We start from the raw sequence: 15,654 nt of genomic DNA, 5'->3' as shown, positions 1-15,654 counted from the left end.
TGCCTCAACCGGGCAAGGCGACCACCACCGCGGTCTTGTTGTGGAACTGGGGGACGCCGCCGCCCATGGCCCCCACCTCCCCCAGGGTCAGACAGCCCACGAGCGGAACTCCCTCTCCGAGCGCGGCCTGGAACGCCGCGAGCTCGTCCCGGACGCCGTCCCCCAGGACGAGGTACCGGGAGACGCAATCGAACACCACCGCGCCGCCCAGCGTGCCGGGCGTTGCCTCCCGCGCCAGGGTGGCCGCGATGGCCGCCGCGTCGAGCAGGTCCGTGCGCTTGCCCTGCATCACGCGGACCAGGGAGCCATCCGGAACCTCCGCGATGAAGCGGACGGAGCCGTCGGGTTCGACGGACAGCGGGTCGCGGATCACGAACTCGCCATTGGCCTGGGGAATCCCCAGCGGGTGGTTCATCGCGAAGCGGGGGAAGCCGCGCGTGTCCAGGGCGTCTCCCCGGCTCTCGGCCGTGTGCCGGTAGACCTCGAAGGCGCGCTCGTAGTCCAGCTCGACGGCGGTCGAGCCCCGGGCCTTGGTGACCTGCGAGGGCGGACCATACGGAGACCAGCCGTGCTGGATGCCCACGCCCATGGGCTCCCGGGCATCAAACGCAATCACCACCACCTGGTCCTCGTAGGCCTGCCCCTGCACGAACTGGGCGCTCTTGACGAACGGGACGGTGTTGCCCGCGCCGCCGCCCGCCCAGCGGATGCCCGCGCCCGCTTCCCGCTGGGCGCCGCGCACGACCTCCGTGGAGTTGCCGCTCAGCGCATCCGGCAGGACGAACAGCGTCCGGCGGAACCCGGGCGGCTTGAGCGGCAGCCTGGCTACGGCCCCGGCCACCGCCGCGCGCCCGGCCGCCCGGGGGTGCACGCTGACGGGGCCGCCCATCCCCACGCCCACGAGGAAGTCGTCGCCGTGGAAGAGCGCGATGACCAGCCCCTGGAGCAACAGCTCGGTGCCCACGAAGACGCCCGCCGCGCAGCACCCGGCCCAGGGGAGCTGCCCCAGCTCCGCGTCAATCGCGGACGCCAACCCCGGAGCGTCGTACTGGTCCGTGCACAGCACGAGCGCGAAGGTGGGCGCGTCCACGCCTCGCAGCGCCTGATGGCTCGCCTCCCGCGCCGCGGCGGCGCAATCCGGCGAGCGGCTCTTTCCAATCTGGATCCGCATGGGCCCTTGAAGAATCGATACCCACGCGGGAGCGGGCGTGCAGGGCCCACGGGCCCCACGAAAAACGCCGGAGCACCCAGGGGGCGCTCCGGCGTTCGTGCTTCAGCAAGACTGCTCTACCTGTCGCTGGGGGCCGGCTCAGGTGGCCGGGTGGACGGTGCCTTCCTGGTGCGCGGGGGCCGGCGCGGGCGTCACCTCGTCCGTGCCGTGCATCATCCGCTTCAGCATGGGGGCGAGGAACAGCAGGATGACGCCCGCCAGGCCCGCGCCGATGACGATGGTGAGGAACACGCTGAACTCGCCCATCTTCTCCGAGTAGCCGCCCAGCACGCCGGACAGCTTGTTGGCCACCGCGTTCGCCAGGAACCACACGCCCATCATCGCGGACACGACGCGCTGGGGCGCCACCTTGCTCACCATGGACAGGCCCACCGGCGACAGGCACAGCTCGCCCATGGTGTGGAAGAGGTACGCCATGATGACCCACCACGCCGCCGCCTTGCCGTCCGCCGCGCTCTCCTTGGAGGCGCCCAGCATGAAGGCGAAGCCCACGGCCAGGAAGATGAGGCCCAGGGACATCTTCACCGGGATGCTCAGGTCCTTGCCCTTCGCCGCCAGCGAGCTCCACACCGCCGCGAAGAGGGGCGCCAGCGTGACGATGAAGACGGAGTTGAAGTTCTGGAACCAGGTGGTGGGCACCTCCCAGCCGAACATGGTCCGGTCCACCTTCTGGTCCGTGTAGAGGTTCATCAGGCCGCCGGCCTGCTCGAAGCCCGTCCAGAACGCGACCACGAACAGCGCGATGATGAAGATGACGATGATGCGGTCCCACTCCTGGCGGCTGAAGGCGTGGTGCTTGCCGTCCGGCGTCGTCTTCTGCGCCTCGGTGGGGCGCGGCGCGGGCGCGAGGCCCACGGTGCCCAGGAACCTGCGCGAAAGCGCCATGAAGATGATCAGGCCCAGCGTCATGCCCACGCCGGCGGAGCCGAAGCCCCAGTGCCAGCCCACGCGCTCACCCAGCGTGCCGCAGATGAAGTTGCCCAGCACGGCGCCCAGGTTGATGCCCATGTAGAAGATGGTGAAGGCACCGTCGCGCCGGCCGTCACCCGCGGGGTACAGCCCGCCCACCATGGTGGAGATGTTGGGCTTGAAGAAGCCGTTGCCGATGATCAGGAAGCCCAGGCCCGCGTAGAAGATGGAGATGCCGGGTAGCGCCAGCAGCAGGTGGCCAATCACCATCAACGCGCCGCCCAGCACCACCGCCTTGCGCTGGCCGATGTAGCGGTCCGCGATGTAGCCGCCCAGGATGGGCGTCAGGTACACGAGGCCCGTGGACGTGCCGTACAGGCCCAGCGCGTCCGCCGCGGACCAGCCAAACCCGCCCCGCACCTTGTCGGTGAGGAAGAGCACCAGCAGGCCGCGCATGCCGTAATAGGACATGCGCTCCCACATCTCGGTGGCGAACAACAGGTACAGGCCCGGGGGATGCCCCTTGCGGGCCTCGCCCGCGGCGACGGTGCTTTGCATGCCGTGAGTTCCTCGAACGGATTTCTTGTGAGGGGGAACGAAAAGTCGCGCGACTGTAACAGGAGTCCCGCCCTCGGCGAGGACAGAGGACACCCCGCGTCCATGGGAATTCCCGCCCCCTGCGCGGGCGGCCCGTTGAGCCCCCCGCGCGCTGTCCGTTCGTGGCGGGCCGCGTCAGCCGATGCGCCGCGACCACCGCCCGCGACTCGCACCCGTGGTGGGGGTGGCGGCCAGGGGCTCCGCGTGGGCCGGGCGCAGCGGCAGCCGGACCTCCACGCGCGTGCCCTTGCCCATCTGGCTGGTGATGTGGATGCGGCCGCCGTGCTGCAGGATGATGCGGCGGCTCAAGGCCAGGCCCAGGCCGGTGCCCTCCCCGGCGGCGCGAGTGGAGAAGAAGGGCTGGAAGAGCCGCTCCAGGTCCTCCGGGCGGATGCCCACGCCGGTGTCGGAGATGATGACCAGCGCCTCGTCGCCCTGCTGGGCCGTCTCCACCTGCACGCGGCCGGCGTCGCCCACCGCGCGCACGGCGTTGTCCAGCAGGTTGAGCCATACCTGGTTGAGGGTGCCCGGGTCGCCCCAGATGGGCTCCGCGCACTGGTAGGTGCGCTCCACCACGACGCCCGGGGGGATGCGCCAGCCCAGCACGTTGAGCGTGGAGTCGAGCGCCGTGTCCAGCCGCACCGCCACCGGCTTCTCCGCCGTGCGCACGAAGGACAGCAGCGACTCCGCCAGGTGGCGGATCCGCTGGCCGCACTCCTCCATGACCTCCAGCATCGCGGAGCCCAGGTCGGGGTCGCCGCCCGTCTGCTTCCCCTGCATGACCTCCTTCAGCGGGATGAGCGCGTTCATCAGCCCGTTGAGGGGGTTTCGCACCTCGTGCGCGAAGCCGGAGGTGAGCAGGCCAATGGCCGCCAGCCGCTCGTTCTCCGCCGCGCGCACGGCCGCCTCGCGCAGGCGCAGCTGCGTCTCCACGCGCGCCAGCAGCTCGCGCGGGCTGAAGGGCTTGCCCAGGTAGTCATTGGCGCCCGCGCCCAGGGCCTCCACCTTGGCGGAGATCTCCTGGCGCGCGGTGAGCAGGATGACGGGCATGTCCACCGTCTGCGCATGCGAGCGCAGCTGCACCAGGAGGTTCAGGCCGGACAGCACCGGCATCATCACGTCGGACACCACCAGGTCCGGCCGCTCGTCCATGGCGCGGCGCACGCCCTCTTCACCGTTGGTGGCCTCCAGCACCCGGTAGCTGGGCGCGAGGATGTCCGCGATGAAGGCGCGGATCTCCGCGTCGTCCTCCACCACCAGGATGCGCGGGGCCTTCGAGTCCGCGCGCGTGTGGTCCTGGGGCTCCGTGGGGCGCTGCGTCCCGGCGACGGTGGCGGCCAGCACGGTGGCGAAGCGGCCGGAGCTGCGGCGCTCACGGCGCGTGGGCAGGTCCGTGGAGCGGCGCTCGCGCAGATCCTCGCGCAGATGCTGCGTCCCCTTGGGCAGCCGCACGCGGAAGCTGCTGCCCTGGCCCGGCGTGCTCGACACCTCGATGCCGCCCGAGTGCAGCTCCAGCGTCTCCTTCACCAGCGCCAGGCCGATGCCGCTGCCCCCGAAGCGCCGCGTGCCGGACGTATCCGCCTGGGCGAAGCGGTCGAAGATGACGGCCAGGTCCGCGGGCGCCATGCCCTGCCCCGTGTCCACCACCTCCACGTGCACGTCCGCGTCGTCCTCGCGCAGGCGCACCGCGATGCTGCCGCCGGCCGGGGTGAACTTGAGCGCGTTGGAGACCAGGTTGTGGAACACGCCCTCGATCCGCTCCGCGTCCACGTGCACGGGCGACACCGGGCCGCCCTCCAGCGACAGTGAAATCCCCTGCTTCTCCGCCACGGTGCGGAAGGGCAACAGCTGCGAGGACAGGAACGCGTGCAGCTCCAGCGGCTGGTAGCGCAGGCGCACCTTGCCCGCCTCCAGCTGCGCCAGGTTGAGCAGGTTGTCGATGAGCCGCAAGAGCCGCTGCGTGCTGCGATCCAGCGTCACCAGGTGCTGCCGCACCACCGTGGGCAGCGACTCCGGCTCCTTCTGGAGCGTGTCCAGCGACAGCAGGATGAGCGTGAGCGGCGTGCGCAGCTCGTGGCTCACGTTGTCGAAGAACTCCGTCTTCAACCGGTCCTGCTCGCGCTGCTTGACGAGCGCCGCCTCCAGCTTCTCGTTGGCCTCCGACAGTTCGCGCGTGCGCGCGGCGACGCGGTCCTCCAACGCGACGTTGCTGCCAAACACTTCGTCGTAGCGCTGCTGCAGCTCCCGCAGCGAGCCCATGTTGGCCTGGGCCTGCGCCGCGAGCAGTTCGTCCTTGCGCTTGAGCTCGCGCCGCCGGTCCAGCCAGCCGCCCAGCGCGAAGCCGCCCATGCCCAGCGACGTCACGGAGAAGAGCGCGTCGCCCCAGCCCAGCTGCGTGGCCAGCAGGCCGCTCACCATGCCCAAGAGCAGGCCCAGGTAGTGGCCCCAGAGCGTGGGCGGGTCGGTCCAGGTGAGGTGGTAGCGGCACGCCTGGCCGCCCAGCACCTGGCACTCCGTCTCCCGCACCTCCGCGGGCGCCAGGCCCCAGATGGTGGGGAAGGACGCGAACTGGCCCATGCGCAGCTCGCAGATGTTGCGGTTCTGCTCCGGGATGGCGCTGCGGTAGGACAGCTTGAGCCGCTTGTGCTCCAGCAGGTCCACCGTGAACGCCCCCACCCGGTTGTAGCTGGGGGAGAAGTCGATGGTCTGCTTGTAGCAGGCCTTGGGCGAGCCGAAGGCGCGCAGCATGTAGAAGACGAAGCCCAGCGCCTGCGGCGACGCGGTGAACAGGCCCGCCTCGCGCATGAAGCGCGAGTCACCGGACTCGTCGCGCAGGGCCGCGGCCACGCGCTCCAGGAAGCGCAGCGAGACGTAGTTGGTGGGCTGGCGCATGTAGTCCAGCCCCAGGCTGAACCCGTGGTCGCGCCAGGCCTTGGCCAGCCGCTCCGCGCCGTAGCGGTGCTCGAAGTACAGCAGCAGCGTGGACGTGGCGCGGACGCTCACCTCCGGAGCGTTGTCCGGTGACACGTCCTGCACCTTCACCGCCGGCAGGCGTTGGGTCACGGCTTCGTTCCTTCGGTGACGAGCGTCACCGCGTACTTCAGTCCCTCCGGGTCCTCGAGCATCGCCAGGAAGTCGGCGCAGTGCGCCTGGTAGGCCTCCAGTCCGCCGAAGGCCGCCGTGCCCACCGGCGCCAGCGCCTCGAAGCGCGTCTTCCAGTCACGCACGAGCCGGGCCTCCGCCGCGCCCGGGGAGAGGTAGAAGGGCATCAGGTGCACGCGCACGTCGGTGAGCCCCGCGCGGCGGAACTCGGAGAACAGCTTGCGGCCGACGTACAGGTCGAACCCGCGCGACGCCAGCGCCTCCACGATGCGCTGGGTGCCCGCGCGCAGGTGCTCCGGGAAGGGCCAGTTCTGGAACCCCAGCCCGTCGATGTCGGACACCACCACCCGCCCCCCGGGCCGCGTCACGCGGATGAGCTCCGCGAGCGCCAGGTTGCGGTCCGGCAGGTACTCGAAGACGTACTGGCTCCAGGCGTAGTCGAACGCGTCCGGGGGCAGCCCGGTGGTGCGCACGTCCGCCTGGAGGAACGTCAGGTGCGGGCGGTGGGCGTTGCGGGAGCGGGCCTCCGCGACGCGGCCCTCGTGCAGGTCCACGCCGGTGACGTGGCCGCCCTCCCCCACCAGCTCCGCCATCAGCTCCGCGATGCCGCCGGGGCCGCAGCCGGCGTCCAGCACGCGGTCCCCCGGCTTGAGGCCCGTGCGGCGCAGCATGGCGCGCGTGTCCTGGGACTGCTCCTGCTCCAGGAGTCGGCGGGACTCGTCGGCGGATTCCATGAGGTACATCACCGCACCTCCTGCTTCAGGTTGGACGCCACGGCCTGGGCGGAGGCCCGGGGCTTCGAGCGCCGCCGCATGGGCATCTGCCGCTCGAAGAGCGAGCGCCAGGCCTCGCACCAGCGGCGCACCATGGAGCGGTGGAAGGTCCACTCGGAGAAGCAGCCCTGGTCCACGAAGCCCAGCTCGCGCAGGGCCGGCACGTCCAGCGCGTCCACCAGGCCCAGCGCGGAAGCCCGGCCCCGTTCGCGCGCGTGCGCCATGCACCGCAGCGCCAGCGCCGCCACCGCGTCCTTCGCGCGGGGGTGCTCGCGGTCCGCCACCACCAGGTTGAAGCCGTTGGTGACCTCGATGAGGCTCAGGCCCGGCGTGGCCTCGTCCTGGAGCGCCATCGCGAGCGGACCGTCCTCCCCGTCCACCACGAACATCCGCCGCTCGCGGTGCAGCCCCGCCGCCCGGAAGCGCTCACCCAGGACGCCTTCCGGGCCGGGGTCCGCGCGCAGGTCCTCGCTGAGCAGGCGCACCAGCTCGCCCCGGCGGCGCAGGTACGACTCCAGCCACTGGCGGTCCTCCGGGCCGGCCTCGCGCACGGCGGGCAGCGCCCCTGTGCCCACGACGTGGTTCTGGCCCAGGTCCGCGCGCAGGTAGTGGAACTGGCGCAGGTGGCACAGCCCCTGGCCCTCCAGCACGCGCGCCAGCCACGTGCCCAGCCGGTGCGGCCACCGGTTGTCGGTGCGCCACATGTAGCGGATGAACTCCACGTCCTCCATCGCCTCGCCCACCTCCACCGCGAGCGACGTGAGCTCGCTGGAGATCTGCTCGCTGCGGCGGAAGCCCGGCATCACGGCCAGGTGCTGCACCAGCCACGTGCCGGAGTACATGCGCAGGCCGTTGACGTGCCCCAGGAGCCGATGTTCCTCCGTGAAGACGAGCGAGCGCCCCAATTCGCGCGCGAGGCTCAGCCGCTCGTGCGTCTCCTCCAGCACGGGCAGGACGCGGGACTCCTCGCCGAAGGGGTGGTCCGGGTGGAAGGTGTAGTGGGCATCCTCCATCATCCGCCAGACGTCCGGGAAGCGGAACACCGCGCCGTCGCGCACCTGGGGGGCGCGCGCGGCCACGAACGCATCCACGATGGCGTCGCGCACCGCGCGCGGCATGTCCAGGATGCGCACGCCGCAGCGGTAGGGCCTCAGGCGCTGATCCTGCCGGGACTCGAACGGCACGACGTCCACCGAGCGCACCTCCACGCGGCACGCCACCTCCAGGCCGTCCGGCAAGAGCAGCGTGGTGTCCAGCTGCGAGCCCACCGGCAGCACCTCGCACGACGCGTCGATGGGGAAGGCGAACCCGCCCGCGCCCAGGTCCAGCACCGCGCGGGTGATGCGCTGGCCGCTGAAGGGCGAGGTGAAGCCCACGAGGAAGCGGTGCTGCGCGCCGGGGCGGAAGCGCGGCTGGCCGCGCCGGTTCTCCACCGCGAGCGAGCGGGGCAGCCCCAGCGCCACGCCGTCATGCCCCACGTGGAGCATGCTGGTGACGCCCCGGTAGTGCTGGCCGCCCATCTCGAAGGAGAGGTGGACGACCTCGCCCACGCTCGTGGGCAGCGCCGGGGACACCTGCCCGCGCAAGAGGCCCCGCTCGTCGCTCGCCTCCACCGTCGCGTTCTCCAGCCGGAAGTGCGCCGCCTGGCTGTCCGGCGGGTGCAGCCACACGGGCAGCTCGCGCCGGAGCGCCTTGCGCAGCGCGGCCTGCACCGCCACCGCGTCCCGCAGCGTGCGCGGCGGGGCGGCGGTGGACTCGTCTTGGGAAGGCCGCCAGGAGATGCCCACCCGCAGGAAGGCGTGCGTCCCCTGCTGGATGGGGGTGGCGTGCCGCACGTAGGCGCGCGCCACGTGCAGCACGGGCCGGCCGTCGCGCACCATGACCAGCGAGTCCAGGGGCGTGCCCGGCAGGAAGGCCGCGAGCGACGCGTCCATGGGCACCTGGAGCGCGGCGCCGAAGTGGCCCAGGTCCTGGCACTCCGCGATGAAGGGCTGGCCGCGCAGCTTGAAGTCCACGCGCATCCCCGCGTCCAGCGACACGCGCGTGGAGGCGCGCAGCTGGAGGATGTCGCGCAGGCGCAGGGTCAACTCGCCTTCGGTCAGCGCGTCATCCACCGTGCTGAAGACGTGCCCCTCCGCGGCCGTCTCCACCAGCTCCTCCAGCCCGTGCTGATCCGACCGGGCGCAGACGAACACGCAGACGGCCTCCGGCGCCGCGCGGTCCACGTGGCGCAGGAAGCGGCGCGCGTTGTCCGCGGGCGCGATGATCAACGTGGGCACGGATGACTCCATGCACCGCGTGGCTTCCAGCTGTGAGCCCACCACCGAGACACGATGCGCGTTCAACGCGGACTTCAGCGCGTTGCGGCGCACCTCGTTGGGGTGGACGATGAGGACTTCATGAGTCGGCACGCTCATGGATTTTCTCCGACGCGCAAGAGTCACACCGGCGCCCGTGCATGGCGCCATTCCCGTCGACACGGGGCTCGCACGCGCCCCGTTCCGCCATCCACTTGTCTTGAGTGTCCGAGCCAGGTGCTCTCTCTTGTTGCCAGCGGGCCCGCGCTGAGACGCCTTCCCGGTGAGCCGCCGGCGAACAACCACCGTGTACTTTACCTGCTCCCATGAATTAGGTGATGTACGCGGGGGTAAGAGACTTTCCGGAATAGGTTAAAGACGCGCGGTCAGCCCGGACCCCTTGGTGGGTAGGACGCACGGAGGGAGTGCCGCTCAGCGCGCTGGCCCCGGGCGTCCGTCGCGGTTACAGAATGCGCGGGCGACGAGGAGGCCCCCCATGGGCGAGACGGTGGATTACGAGGCCGGAATCCGGGAGCTGAAGCGCTCCATGAACGCGGTCATCCTGGCGCACTACTACCAGGAGAGCGAAGTGCAGGACGTGGCTGACTTCGTCGGCGACAGCCTCGCGCTGGCGCAGGCGGCGGCCCGGACGGAAGCGGACGTCATCGTCTTCTGTGGTGTGCACTTCATGGCGGAGACCGCCAAGATTTTGAATCCTACCCGACAGGTGTTGCTCCCGGACCTCAAGGCCGGCTGCTCGCTGTCGGACCGCTGCCCCCCCGCGGCCTTCAAGGCATTCAAGGACAAGCACCCGGACGCCTTCGTGGTGTCGTACGTGAACAGCTCCGCCGCGGTGAAGGCGATGAGCGACGTCATCTGCACGTCGTCCAACGCCGTCCGCATCGTGAACCAGATTCCGAAGGACCGGCCCATCCTCTTCGCGCCGGATCAACACCTGGGCCGTCACGTGATGAAGGAGACGGGCCGGGACATGGTGCTGTGGCCGGGCAGCTGCATCGTCCACGAAATCTTCAGCGAGAAGAAGCTGGTGGGGCTGAAGGTGGAGCACCCGGACGCGGAGGTGGTGGCCCACCCGGAGTGCGAGCAGCAGGTGCTGCGGCACGCGGACTTCATCGGCTCCACCAAGGCCATCCTCGACTACGTGGTGAAGAGCCCGAAGAAGAAGTTCATCGTGGTGACGGAGGCCGGCATCCTCCACCAGATGAAGAAGGCCGCGCCGGACAAGACGTACATCCCGGCGCCGCCGGACAACGGCTGCGCGTGCAACGAGTGCCCGTACATGCGCCTGAACACGCTGGAGAAGCTCTACCGGTGCATGCGGGACAGGACGCCGGAGCTGGTGCTGCCGGCGGACCTGCAGCACGCGGCGCTCGCTCCCCTGAAGCGGATGCTGGAGTGGTCCGCCTGAAACACGGTGGGGCGCGGGACTGTCGCCCGCGTCCCATGTTTGGCAACTCGCGTCTTGCGGATGGCGGGCCCAAGTGCCATGGAAGAGACGTGGCCTTCCGATTTCTCGCACTTCCCGCCCACCGGCTGGTGGACTTCCCCAAGACGCTGCCAGACGAGGAGCGGCTTGAGCCGAACCTGCCTCCGGTGCTCGAAGCCGTGGAGCGCGCCCTCGCCGGCGCCGAGTTCCGCGACCTGAAAGCCCGCGACCGCCTGCGCGCCCTGCTCCAGGGGGACCGTCCCCCGGCCCTGGGCTCGCCGGGAAAGGGCTACGGCCCCAGCGCCATCTTCGCCCAGCCGCCCCAGGACCTGCCGGCGCTGCTGCGCCTGGCGGACGAGCTGGAGCACCTGGCCCGCCGGGAAGCCGGCGAGCGCGCCCTGGTGTGGAAGTGCGGCGAGTGCAGTGCCCGCTACGCGGTGCCGGTGGCCCTGGTGCGCCAGGTGTCCATCCGCTGCGAGCGCTGCGGGCACCCGGTGCAGCTGTCCTCGCAGCAGAGCCTGGGCGAGGAGGCCCTCATCGACCCGTTCCAGGGCGCGGTGAACACCAGCCGGCATGAGCTGGCGGCCTTCTTCCGCGAGGCCATGGCGCGCGGCTGGCCCGTGCTCGTGGCCGAGGGCGGAATCCCCGCGCCGCGCGGGCGCTCCTCCAGCCCGCAGGCCTGAGCCGCCCGTAACGCCTGGGGGCCATCCACGGCCCCCCGTCCCTGCCTCAGATGAAGATGCCGGCGGAGGCGTCGTTGCGCGCCTCCTGGAGCTGCTGCGTGGCGGGGCTGCCGCGCAGCGCGTCCGTCACCTGGCGCGGCGCATGGCGGCCCGAGCACTTGGAGCACTCGCACTTGCCGCGCTTGCAGGTGCAGTCCGCCTTGCTGCCGCAGGAGCACCTGGCCGTCAGCAGCTGATCCAGCTCCTCCAGGGGGCGCGGGGCGTCGTCCTGCTTCGCCTCCGGCGCGGGCGTCTGGGGCGCGGCGCCCTTGGAGGCCGCCGCCTTCGCGTGGGCCTCGCAAGCGTGGGCGCTGGCGGGCACCAGCCAGAGGCCGCCCAGCAGCAATCCCGCGGTCATCAACGTCGCGCTGCGTGCCATGTCCGCTCTCCTTGGCGAAGGCCCCGGAAGCCATTGGGGGGAGGCGTCCGCCGTCCTCGGCCTATAGCGCAGGGCATTCCCCCTGCCAAGGCGTTCGCACGTACCTTTGCCTACCCTTCAACGGAGCACACGGTGCGCTCGCCGGGCGCCAGGGCGCGCGCGTACAGTCCGCGCCCTCCTGCCCGTGACGAACCGAACCGACCGCATCGCCTTCGCCGCCGCGCTCGTCCTGGGGGCGCTCCCGCTCTGGGTGTCGCGCGCCATCCCCATGGTGGACCTGCCGCAGCACCTGTACCTCATCTCGGTGCTGCACCGGCTGGACGACCCGACGACGCTCTACCCCACGCTGTTCGCGGCGCGGCACGAGCTGACGCCCTACCTCGGGTACTACTACCTCGTCAGCGCGCTCAACTGGCTGTTGCCGCTGGAGCTGGCCAACCGCGTCTTCCTCACCGCGTACGTGGTGGGGATGCCGCTGGGCATGGCGTTCCTGCTGCGCGGCCTGGGCCGGCCGTCGTGGCCCGCGCTGCTCACGCTGCCGCTGGCGTACGGGGACAGCTTCGGCTGGGGCTTCATCAACTACCTGGCGGCGCTGCCGCTGACGCTCGTGTGCTGCGGCCTCTTCGTGCGGACGCTGACGGGCGCGCCGCGCCGGACGCGCTGGGGCGTGGGGCTGGCGGTGTGCCTGGTGGCGGTGCTGCTCTTCCACGTGCAGGCCTTCGGCTTCCTGGCGTTCGGGCTGCCGTGGCTGCTCTTCACCACCCCGGTGCCGGAGGACTCCACCGCGCACGGAGTCGCGGCCCGGCTGCGGCCGCGCGTGCCGGCGCTGCTGGGCGTGGTGCCCGGCGTGGCGCTGTTCCTGTCGTGGGTGGTGCTGCGCTTCGGCAACCCGCCGGACATCCAGCCGGGCGCGCCATGGAAGGCGTGGGGGCCCACGTTCTCGCCGCAGAACCTGGCGTGGAAGGGCTTCGAGCAGAACCGCGCGGAGTTCTTCCAGGTGCTCGCCAACACGTTCCACGACGGCTCGGACCGCTGGCCGCTGTATGCCGTGAGCGCGCTGGCGGTGGCGGGCTGGGTGCTGGGGCTCGTGGGCGCGGGGACGCGGCGCGAGGGCGTGGTGGCGCGCTGGCGGATGCTGGGGCTGGGGCTGCTGGCGCTGGCGCTCTACTTCCTCCTGCCCTTCGACATCCGGGGGTACGTCTACTACCTCAACACGCGCTACGCGCACCTGGCGGCGGCGCTGCTGGTGGCGAGCATGCCGGCCGTGCGCGCGGCCTGGCGCAGGCCCCTGACCTTCGCCGCGGCGGCGAGCGCCGTGCTCCTGGCCTTCGTGATGGGGCGCGGCTTCCAGCGCTTCTCCGCCGAGGCCCGTGAGCTGGAGGCGCTGTCCCGCCTGGCGGCGAACCGGCCGAAGGTGATGGGGCTGGTGTTCGACCCGCGCTCCAGCGTGGTGCGCTTCCCCGTCTTCATCCACGCCGCGGCGGTGGTGGCGCGCGAGCGCGGCGGCGTGCCCAACTTCACCTTCGCCTCCACGCCCCACTCGCCGCTGCGCTACCGGGGGGAGCTGCCGCCCACCTTCCCCTCCGAGTGGCGGCCCGGGGACATGGACTACGCGACGCAGGGGAGCTGGTACGACCACTTCCTCGTGCGCGGGGTGCATCCGTCGCGCGTCTTCGGCGGGCGGCTCCAATCAGAACTGGTCATCGTGGGACACGAGGGGGGGAGCTGGCTGGTGCGGCGGCGGTAGCGCGTGAAGTAGAAACCGGGCGCATGAGCCCTGCCTCCACCGAGCCCCGTCCCCTGCTGGATGCGCTGCGCGCCGGCACGCCCCTGCCCTCCTTCCCGGAAGCAGCGGTCGCTCGGGCCCGGAGCCTGGTGGACGACGTGGGTGCCGCCACCACCGCCGCAGTGGAGGCCCTGCCGGAGCCCCTGGCGGGCGCGGTGCTGGAGGCCGCCGTGCTGGCGGGCCAGGTGGCGCTGCCGGAGGCCCTGTCCGCCTCGTCCGTGAAGCCGCTGGCCAAGGCCGCGAAGAAGGCGCTCTACCGGCTGCGCTCGCGCGGCGTCACGCCCGCGGAGGCCTCCAGGGAGGCGCCCCCGGCTCCTGCGCCGGCGGCCCCGGAGTCGCTGCCCACGCTGGTGACGGTGATGTCCTCCACGGGGCAGTACGGCCTGCTGCTCACCCGCGGGGTGCGCGGCGGCGTGGAGCTGCTCCAGGTCATCGCGTCGGATGAGCAGGGCGTGCTGGAGCTCACCCGCAGCGAGCCGAGCCGCGGGGACGTCCGCCGGATGCTCAAGCACGGGCTGAAGAACGGCTTCGGGATGGAGGTCTCCCGCGAGGAGGGAGCCCGGTTGCTCGCCGAGGCCGCAGCCCTCAACCTGCGCACCCGCACGCCCTTCCCGCCGGACCTGGAGGCCGCGCTGCGCCACCACGGTGTCCAGCCCGTCCACGAGCCCGAACCCCTCCCCGCCCCCGAGCCTGACGACGTGCGCCATGCCCTGGAGGGCGATCAGCTCCACGCGACGCCGGAGATCGCCGAGTGGATGCCGCCCGAGGCGCAGGTGCGCGCCTTGATGGAGCAGGTACAGGCGCTGGCCCAGAGCCCGCTGGCGTTGAGCGGGCCCCAGCGCCAGGAGCAGGTGCGGCAGCGGGTGCTGGAGGCGGCGAAGGCCTGGTTCACCCCGGAGGTGCGCCAGCGCTACGCGCGCCGCCTGTGGCGCATGGCGGCCTTCTTCGATGCGACGGGGCGGGCCCTCCAGGGGTCCATCGCGAGGGGCGAGGCGCGGCGCCTCTTCCACGGGCTCGACGAGCCCTTCTCGCGCTTCGCGGAGACGCTCTTCGCCAAGGTCGTGGTGCTGGCCGCGGCGGGCGCCCAGGCGCGGCTCGAGGCCTCGCAGCAGGGCGCCCCGGGAACCGAGGCGCCCGCCGCCACGCCTTCAGGGGAGCGGCGCAGCCCCGGCGGCCTCATCCTTCCCTGAGGCCGCGGGGCTGCTGACGTCAGGCCGGCTCCGTCCGGGCGCACAGGAGCAGGTCCAGGTTCTCCCGCTCCCAGGCGAGCGCCCGCTGGTAGTCGTGGAAGCGCTTCTCGTGCTCCATCAACTCCGGCGGGTGGATGCAGCGCCGGCCGTCCTCGCCCCGGCGGGCGCGGTAGACGTGGTGCAGCATCTCGTGGAAGACGATCCACTCCACGAAGTACCGGGGCACCAGCGGCTGGTCCAACGCCGGGTGGATGCGGATGACCTTCGAGTCCGCCGAGTACGAGCCCATCTTGATGCTCTTGCGAGGCCCCTTCACCCGGGGCGCCGGCCCGTAGGTGATGGCCGCGTCGATGCGGCTCTGGAAGTAGCGCTCGTTGAGCCGCTCATAGATGCGGGCCAGGTCGTGGTAGCGCCCCACCGGGGACAGCCGCAGCCGCTTGCGCATCTGCGCCGGGGACAGCCGGCGGATGAAGATGCGGTTGCGCTCGATGTAGCGGTCCAGCAGCGCGCTGGCGTCCGGGTCCCCCTTGCGCACGAAACTGGCGAGCGCCTGGAGCACGTCGTCCGGCGCGGCCAGGAACATGTGGTGCAGCCTCAGCCGCCACAGCGCCCGCTGCCGCTGGAACGTCAGCATCGTGTGGGTGTTGTCGTGGATCTCCACCGCCACCTTCCCCCGCAGCCGCGTGCGCAGCCGGCGCTCCAACACGCGCCGCCACACCTTCACCAGTCGGTTGGGCTCCGGGGCGACCGGGAGCTGCCGGGCCACCCTCCCCGCGGGGTAGGTCCTCTGTCGGTTGATGTTCTTCCGCTTCTTCGCGCGAGCCATAGAGGGGCCGGAGTCTACGGACCCCTCTGACATGTGTAAACGCGCCCGCTTGGTGGAAAGCCAAGGAATTCCAACGACTTAAGGGCACTCAAGCTTACCCGGTCCTACGTGTCCTCCGGGGGGTGCGGATGCCGCATACGCGTAAGTCGCCGTGCCAATTAGCGCCGCCTTGGGCACGGGACCCGGAGCGTCTGGAGTTCCCCGGTTACAGGTCGGACGTTGTAGGTCTCGATACCCCGAGGTGCCCGCTTTCCCGGGCAGGTGTACTGGACGCGAAGCGGGCCGGGGGCCAGGGCGACGACCTGGTTGATGGGCAACTTTCCGCCCCCTGGGCGGCCGAGCACGGTTTTGACCGGGGCCTCGAAGCGGACCTCCACGGTGGCGGGGGGTGGAGG

At 71.5% G+C, this 15,654-nt stretch carries 11 protein-coding genes; 4 read left to right on the top strand and 7 right to left on the bottom strand.

Annotated features, from left to right (window positions below; translation table 11 throughout):
• Window positions 1–4 precede the first annotated feature (4 nt).
• The 5 genes from D7X96_RS00880 to D7X96_RS00860 form a co-directional block, all read right to left on the bottom strand.
• Window positions 5–1,171, bottom strand: a complete 1,167-nt coding sequence (locus D7X96_RS00880) for an FIST signal transduction protein (protein ID WP_121768745.1) — start codon at window positions 1,169–1,171, stop codon at window positions 5–7.
• A gap of 138 nt (window positions 1,172–1,309) precedes the next feature.
• Entirely contained in the window at window positions 1,310–2,698 is a 1,389-nt protein-coding gene (locus tag D7X96_RS00875) for a peptide MFS transporter (protein ID WP_121768744.1), read from the bottom strand.
• A 174-nt stretch (window positions 2,699–2,872) separates the two neighbouring features.
• A complete protein-coding gene (locus D7X96_RS00870; protein ID WP_121723466.1) occupies window positions 2,873–5,800 on the bottom strand; it encodes an ATP-binding protein in 2,928 nt (975 codons plus the stop codon).
• Complete coding sequence (locus D7X96_RS00865; RefSeq protein WP_199746981.1) at window positions 5,797–6,582, bottom strand: methyltransferase domain-containing protein; 786 nt, start codon at window positions 6,580–6,582, stop codon at window positions 5,797–5,799. Before D7X96_RS00865 ends, D7X96_RS00870 begins: the two co-directional genes overlap by 4 nt.
• A complete protein-coding gene (locus D7X96_RS00860; RefSeq protein WP_120550929.1) occupies window positions 6,582–9,029 on the bottom strand; it encodes a PilZ domain-containing protein in 2,448 nt (815 codons plus the stop codon). The genes D7X96_RS00865 and D7X96_RS00860 overlap by 1 nt, the downstream gene beginning before the upstream one ends.
• A 376-nt stretch (window positions 9,030–9,405) precedes the next feature.
• On the opposite strand from D7X96_RS00860, the gene nadA reads away from it, so the two are divergent.
• Together nadA and D7X96_RS00850 are read left to right on the top strand one after the other, a co-directional pair.
• Window positions 9,406–10,338 carry a quinolinate synthase NadA gene (nadA, locus tag D7X96_RS00855; protein ID WP_120550930.1) on the top strand — a complete coding sequence of 311 codons (933 nt, stop codon included), beginning with the start codon at window positions 9,406–9,408 and terminating at the stop codon, window positions 10,336–10,338.
• Window positions 10,339–10,427: 89 nt separating this feature from the next.
• Window positions 10,428–11,039 carry a zinc ribbon domain-containing protein gene (locus tag D7X96_RS00850; protein WP_120550931.1) on the top strand — a complete coding sequence of 204 codons (612 nt, stop codon included), beginning with the start codon at window positions 10,428–10,430 and terminating at the stop codon, window positions 11,037–11,039.
• A 46-nt stretch (window positions 11,040–11,085) separates the two neighbouring features.
• On the opposite strand, the gene D7X96_RS00845 is transcribed toward D7X96_RS00850, so the two are convergent.
• Entirely contained in the window at window positions 11,086–11,457 is a 372-nt protein-coding gene (locus D7X96_RS00845; RefSeq protein ID WP_120550932.1) for a metallothionein, read from the bottom strand.
• Between the two features lie 184 nt (window positions 11,458–11,641).
• Between D7X96_RS00845 and D7X96_RS00840 the strand changes: the two genes are divergently transcribed.
• Together D7X96_RS00840 and D7X96_RS00835 are read left to right on the top strand one after the other, a co-directional pair.
• A complete protein-coding gene (locus D7X96_RS00840) occupies window positions 11,642–13,204 on the top strand; it encodes a hypothetical protein (RefSeq protein ID WP_167510781.1) in 1,563 nt (520 codons plus the stop codon).
• A 23-nt stretch (window positions 13,205–13,227) separates the two neighbouring features.
• Window positions 13,228–14,433, top strand: a complete 1,206-nt coding sequence (locus tag D7X96_RS00835) for a hypothetical protein (RefSeq protein ID WP_120550934.1) — start codon at window positions 13,228–13,230, stop codon at window positions 14,431–14,433.
• A gap of 19 nt (window positions 14,434–14,452) precedes the next feature.
• On the opposite strand, the gene D7X96_RS00830 is transcribed toward D7X96_RS00835, so the two are convergent.
• A complete protein-coding gene (locus D7X96_RS00830) occupies window positions 14,453–15,259 on the bottom strand; it encodes a hypothetical protein (RefSeq protein WP_233610312.1) in 807 nt (268 codons plus the stop codon).
• Window positions 15,260–15,654: the final 395 nt, after the last annotated feature.

The sequence above is a fragment of the Corallococcus interemptor genome (assembly GCF_003668875.1).
Lineage (GTDB): Bacteria > Myxococcota > Myxococcia > Myxococcales > Myxococcaceae > Corallococcus > Corallococcus interemptor.
Note: the sequence above shows the minus strand (reverse complement) of the source record. Positions and strands in the feature narration are given on the sequence as shown.

Bases quoted from the DNA above. Each gene is read 5' to 3' on its own strand.
- D7X96_RS00880 (WP_121768745.1), bottom strand. From the start codon at position 1,171: ATGCGGATCCAGATTGGAAAGAGCCGCTCGCCGGATTGCGCCGCCGCG.
- D7X96_RS00875 (WP_121768744.1), bottom strand. From the start codon at position 2,698: ATGCAAAGCACCGTCGCCGCGGGCGAGGCCCGCAAGGGGCATCCCCCG.
- D7X96_RS00865 (WP_199746981.1), bottom strand. From the start codon at position 6,582: ATGTACCTCATGGAATCCGCCGACGAGTCCCGCCGACTCCTGGAGCAG.
- D7X96_RS00860 (WP_120550929.1), bottom strand. From the start codon at position 9,029: ATGAGCGTGCCGACTCATGAAGTCCTCATCGTCCACCCCAACGAGGTG.
- nadA (WP_120550930.1), top strand. From the start codon at position 9,406: ATGGGCGAGACGGTGGATTACGAGGCCGGAATCCGGGAGCTGAAGCGC.
- D7X96_RS00845 (WP_120550932.1), bottom strand. From the start codon at position 11,457: ATGGCACGCAGCGCGACGTTGATGACCGCGGGATTGCTGCTGGGCGGC.
- D7X96_RS00835 (WP_120550934.1), top strand. From the start codon at position 13,228: ATGAGCCCTGCCTCCACCGAGCCCCGTCCCCTGCTGGATGCGCTGCGC.
- D7X96_RS00830 (WP_233610312.1), bottom strand. From the start codon at position 15,259: ATGGCTCGCGCGAAGAAGCGGAAGAACATCAACCGACAGAGGACCTAC.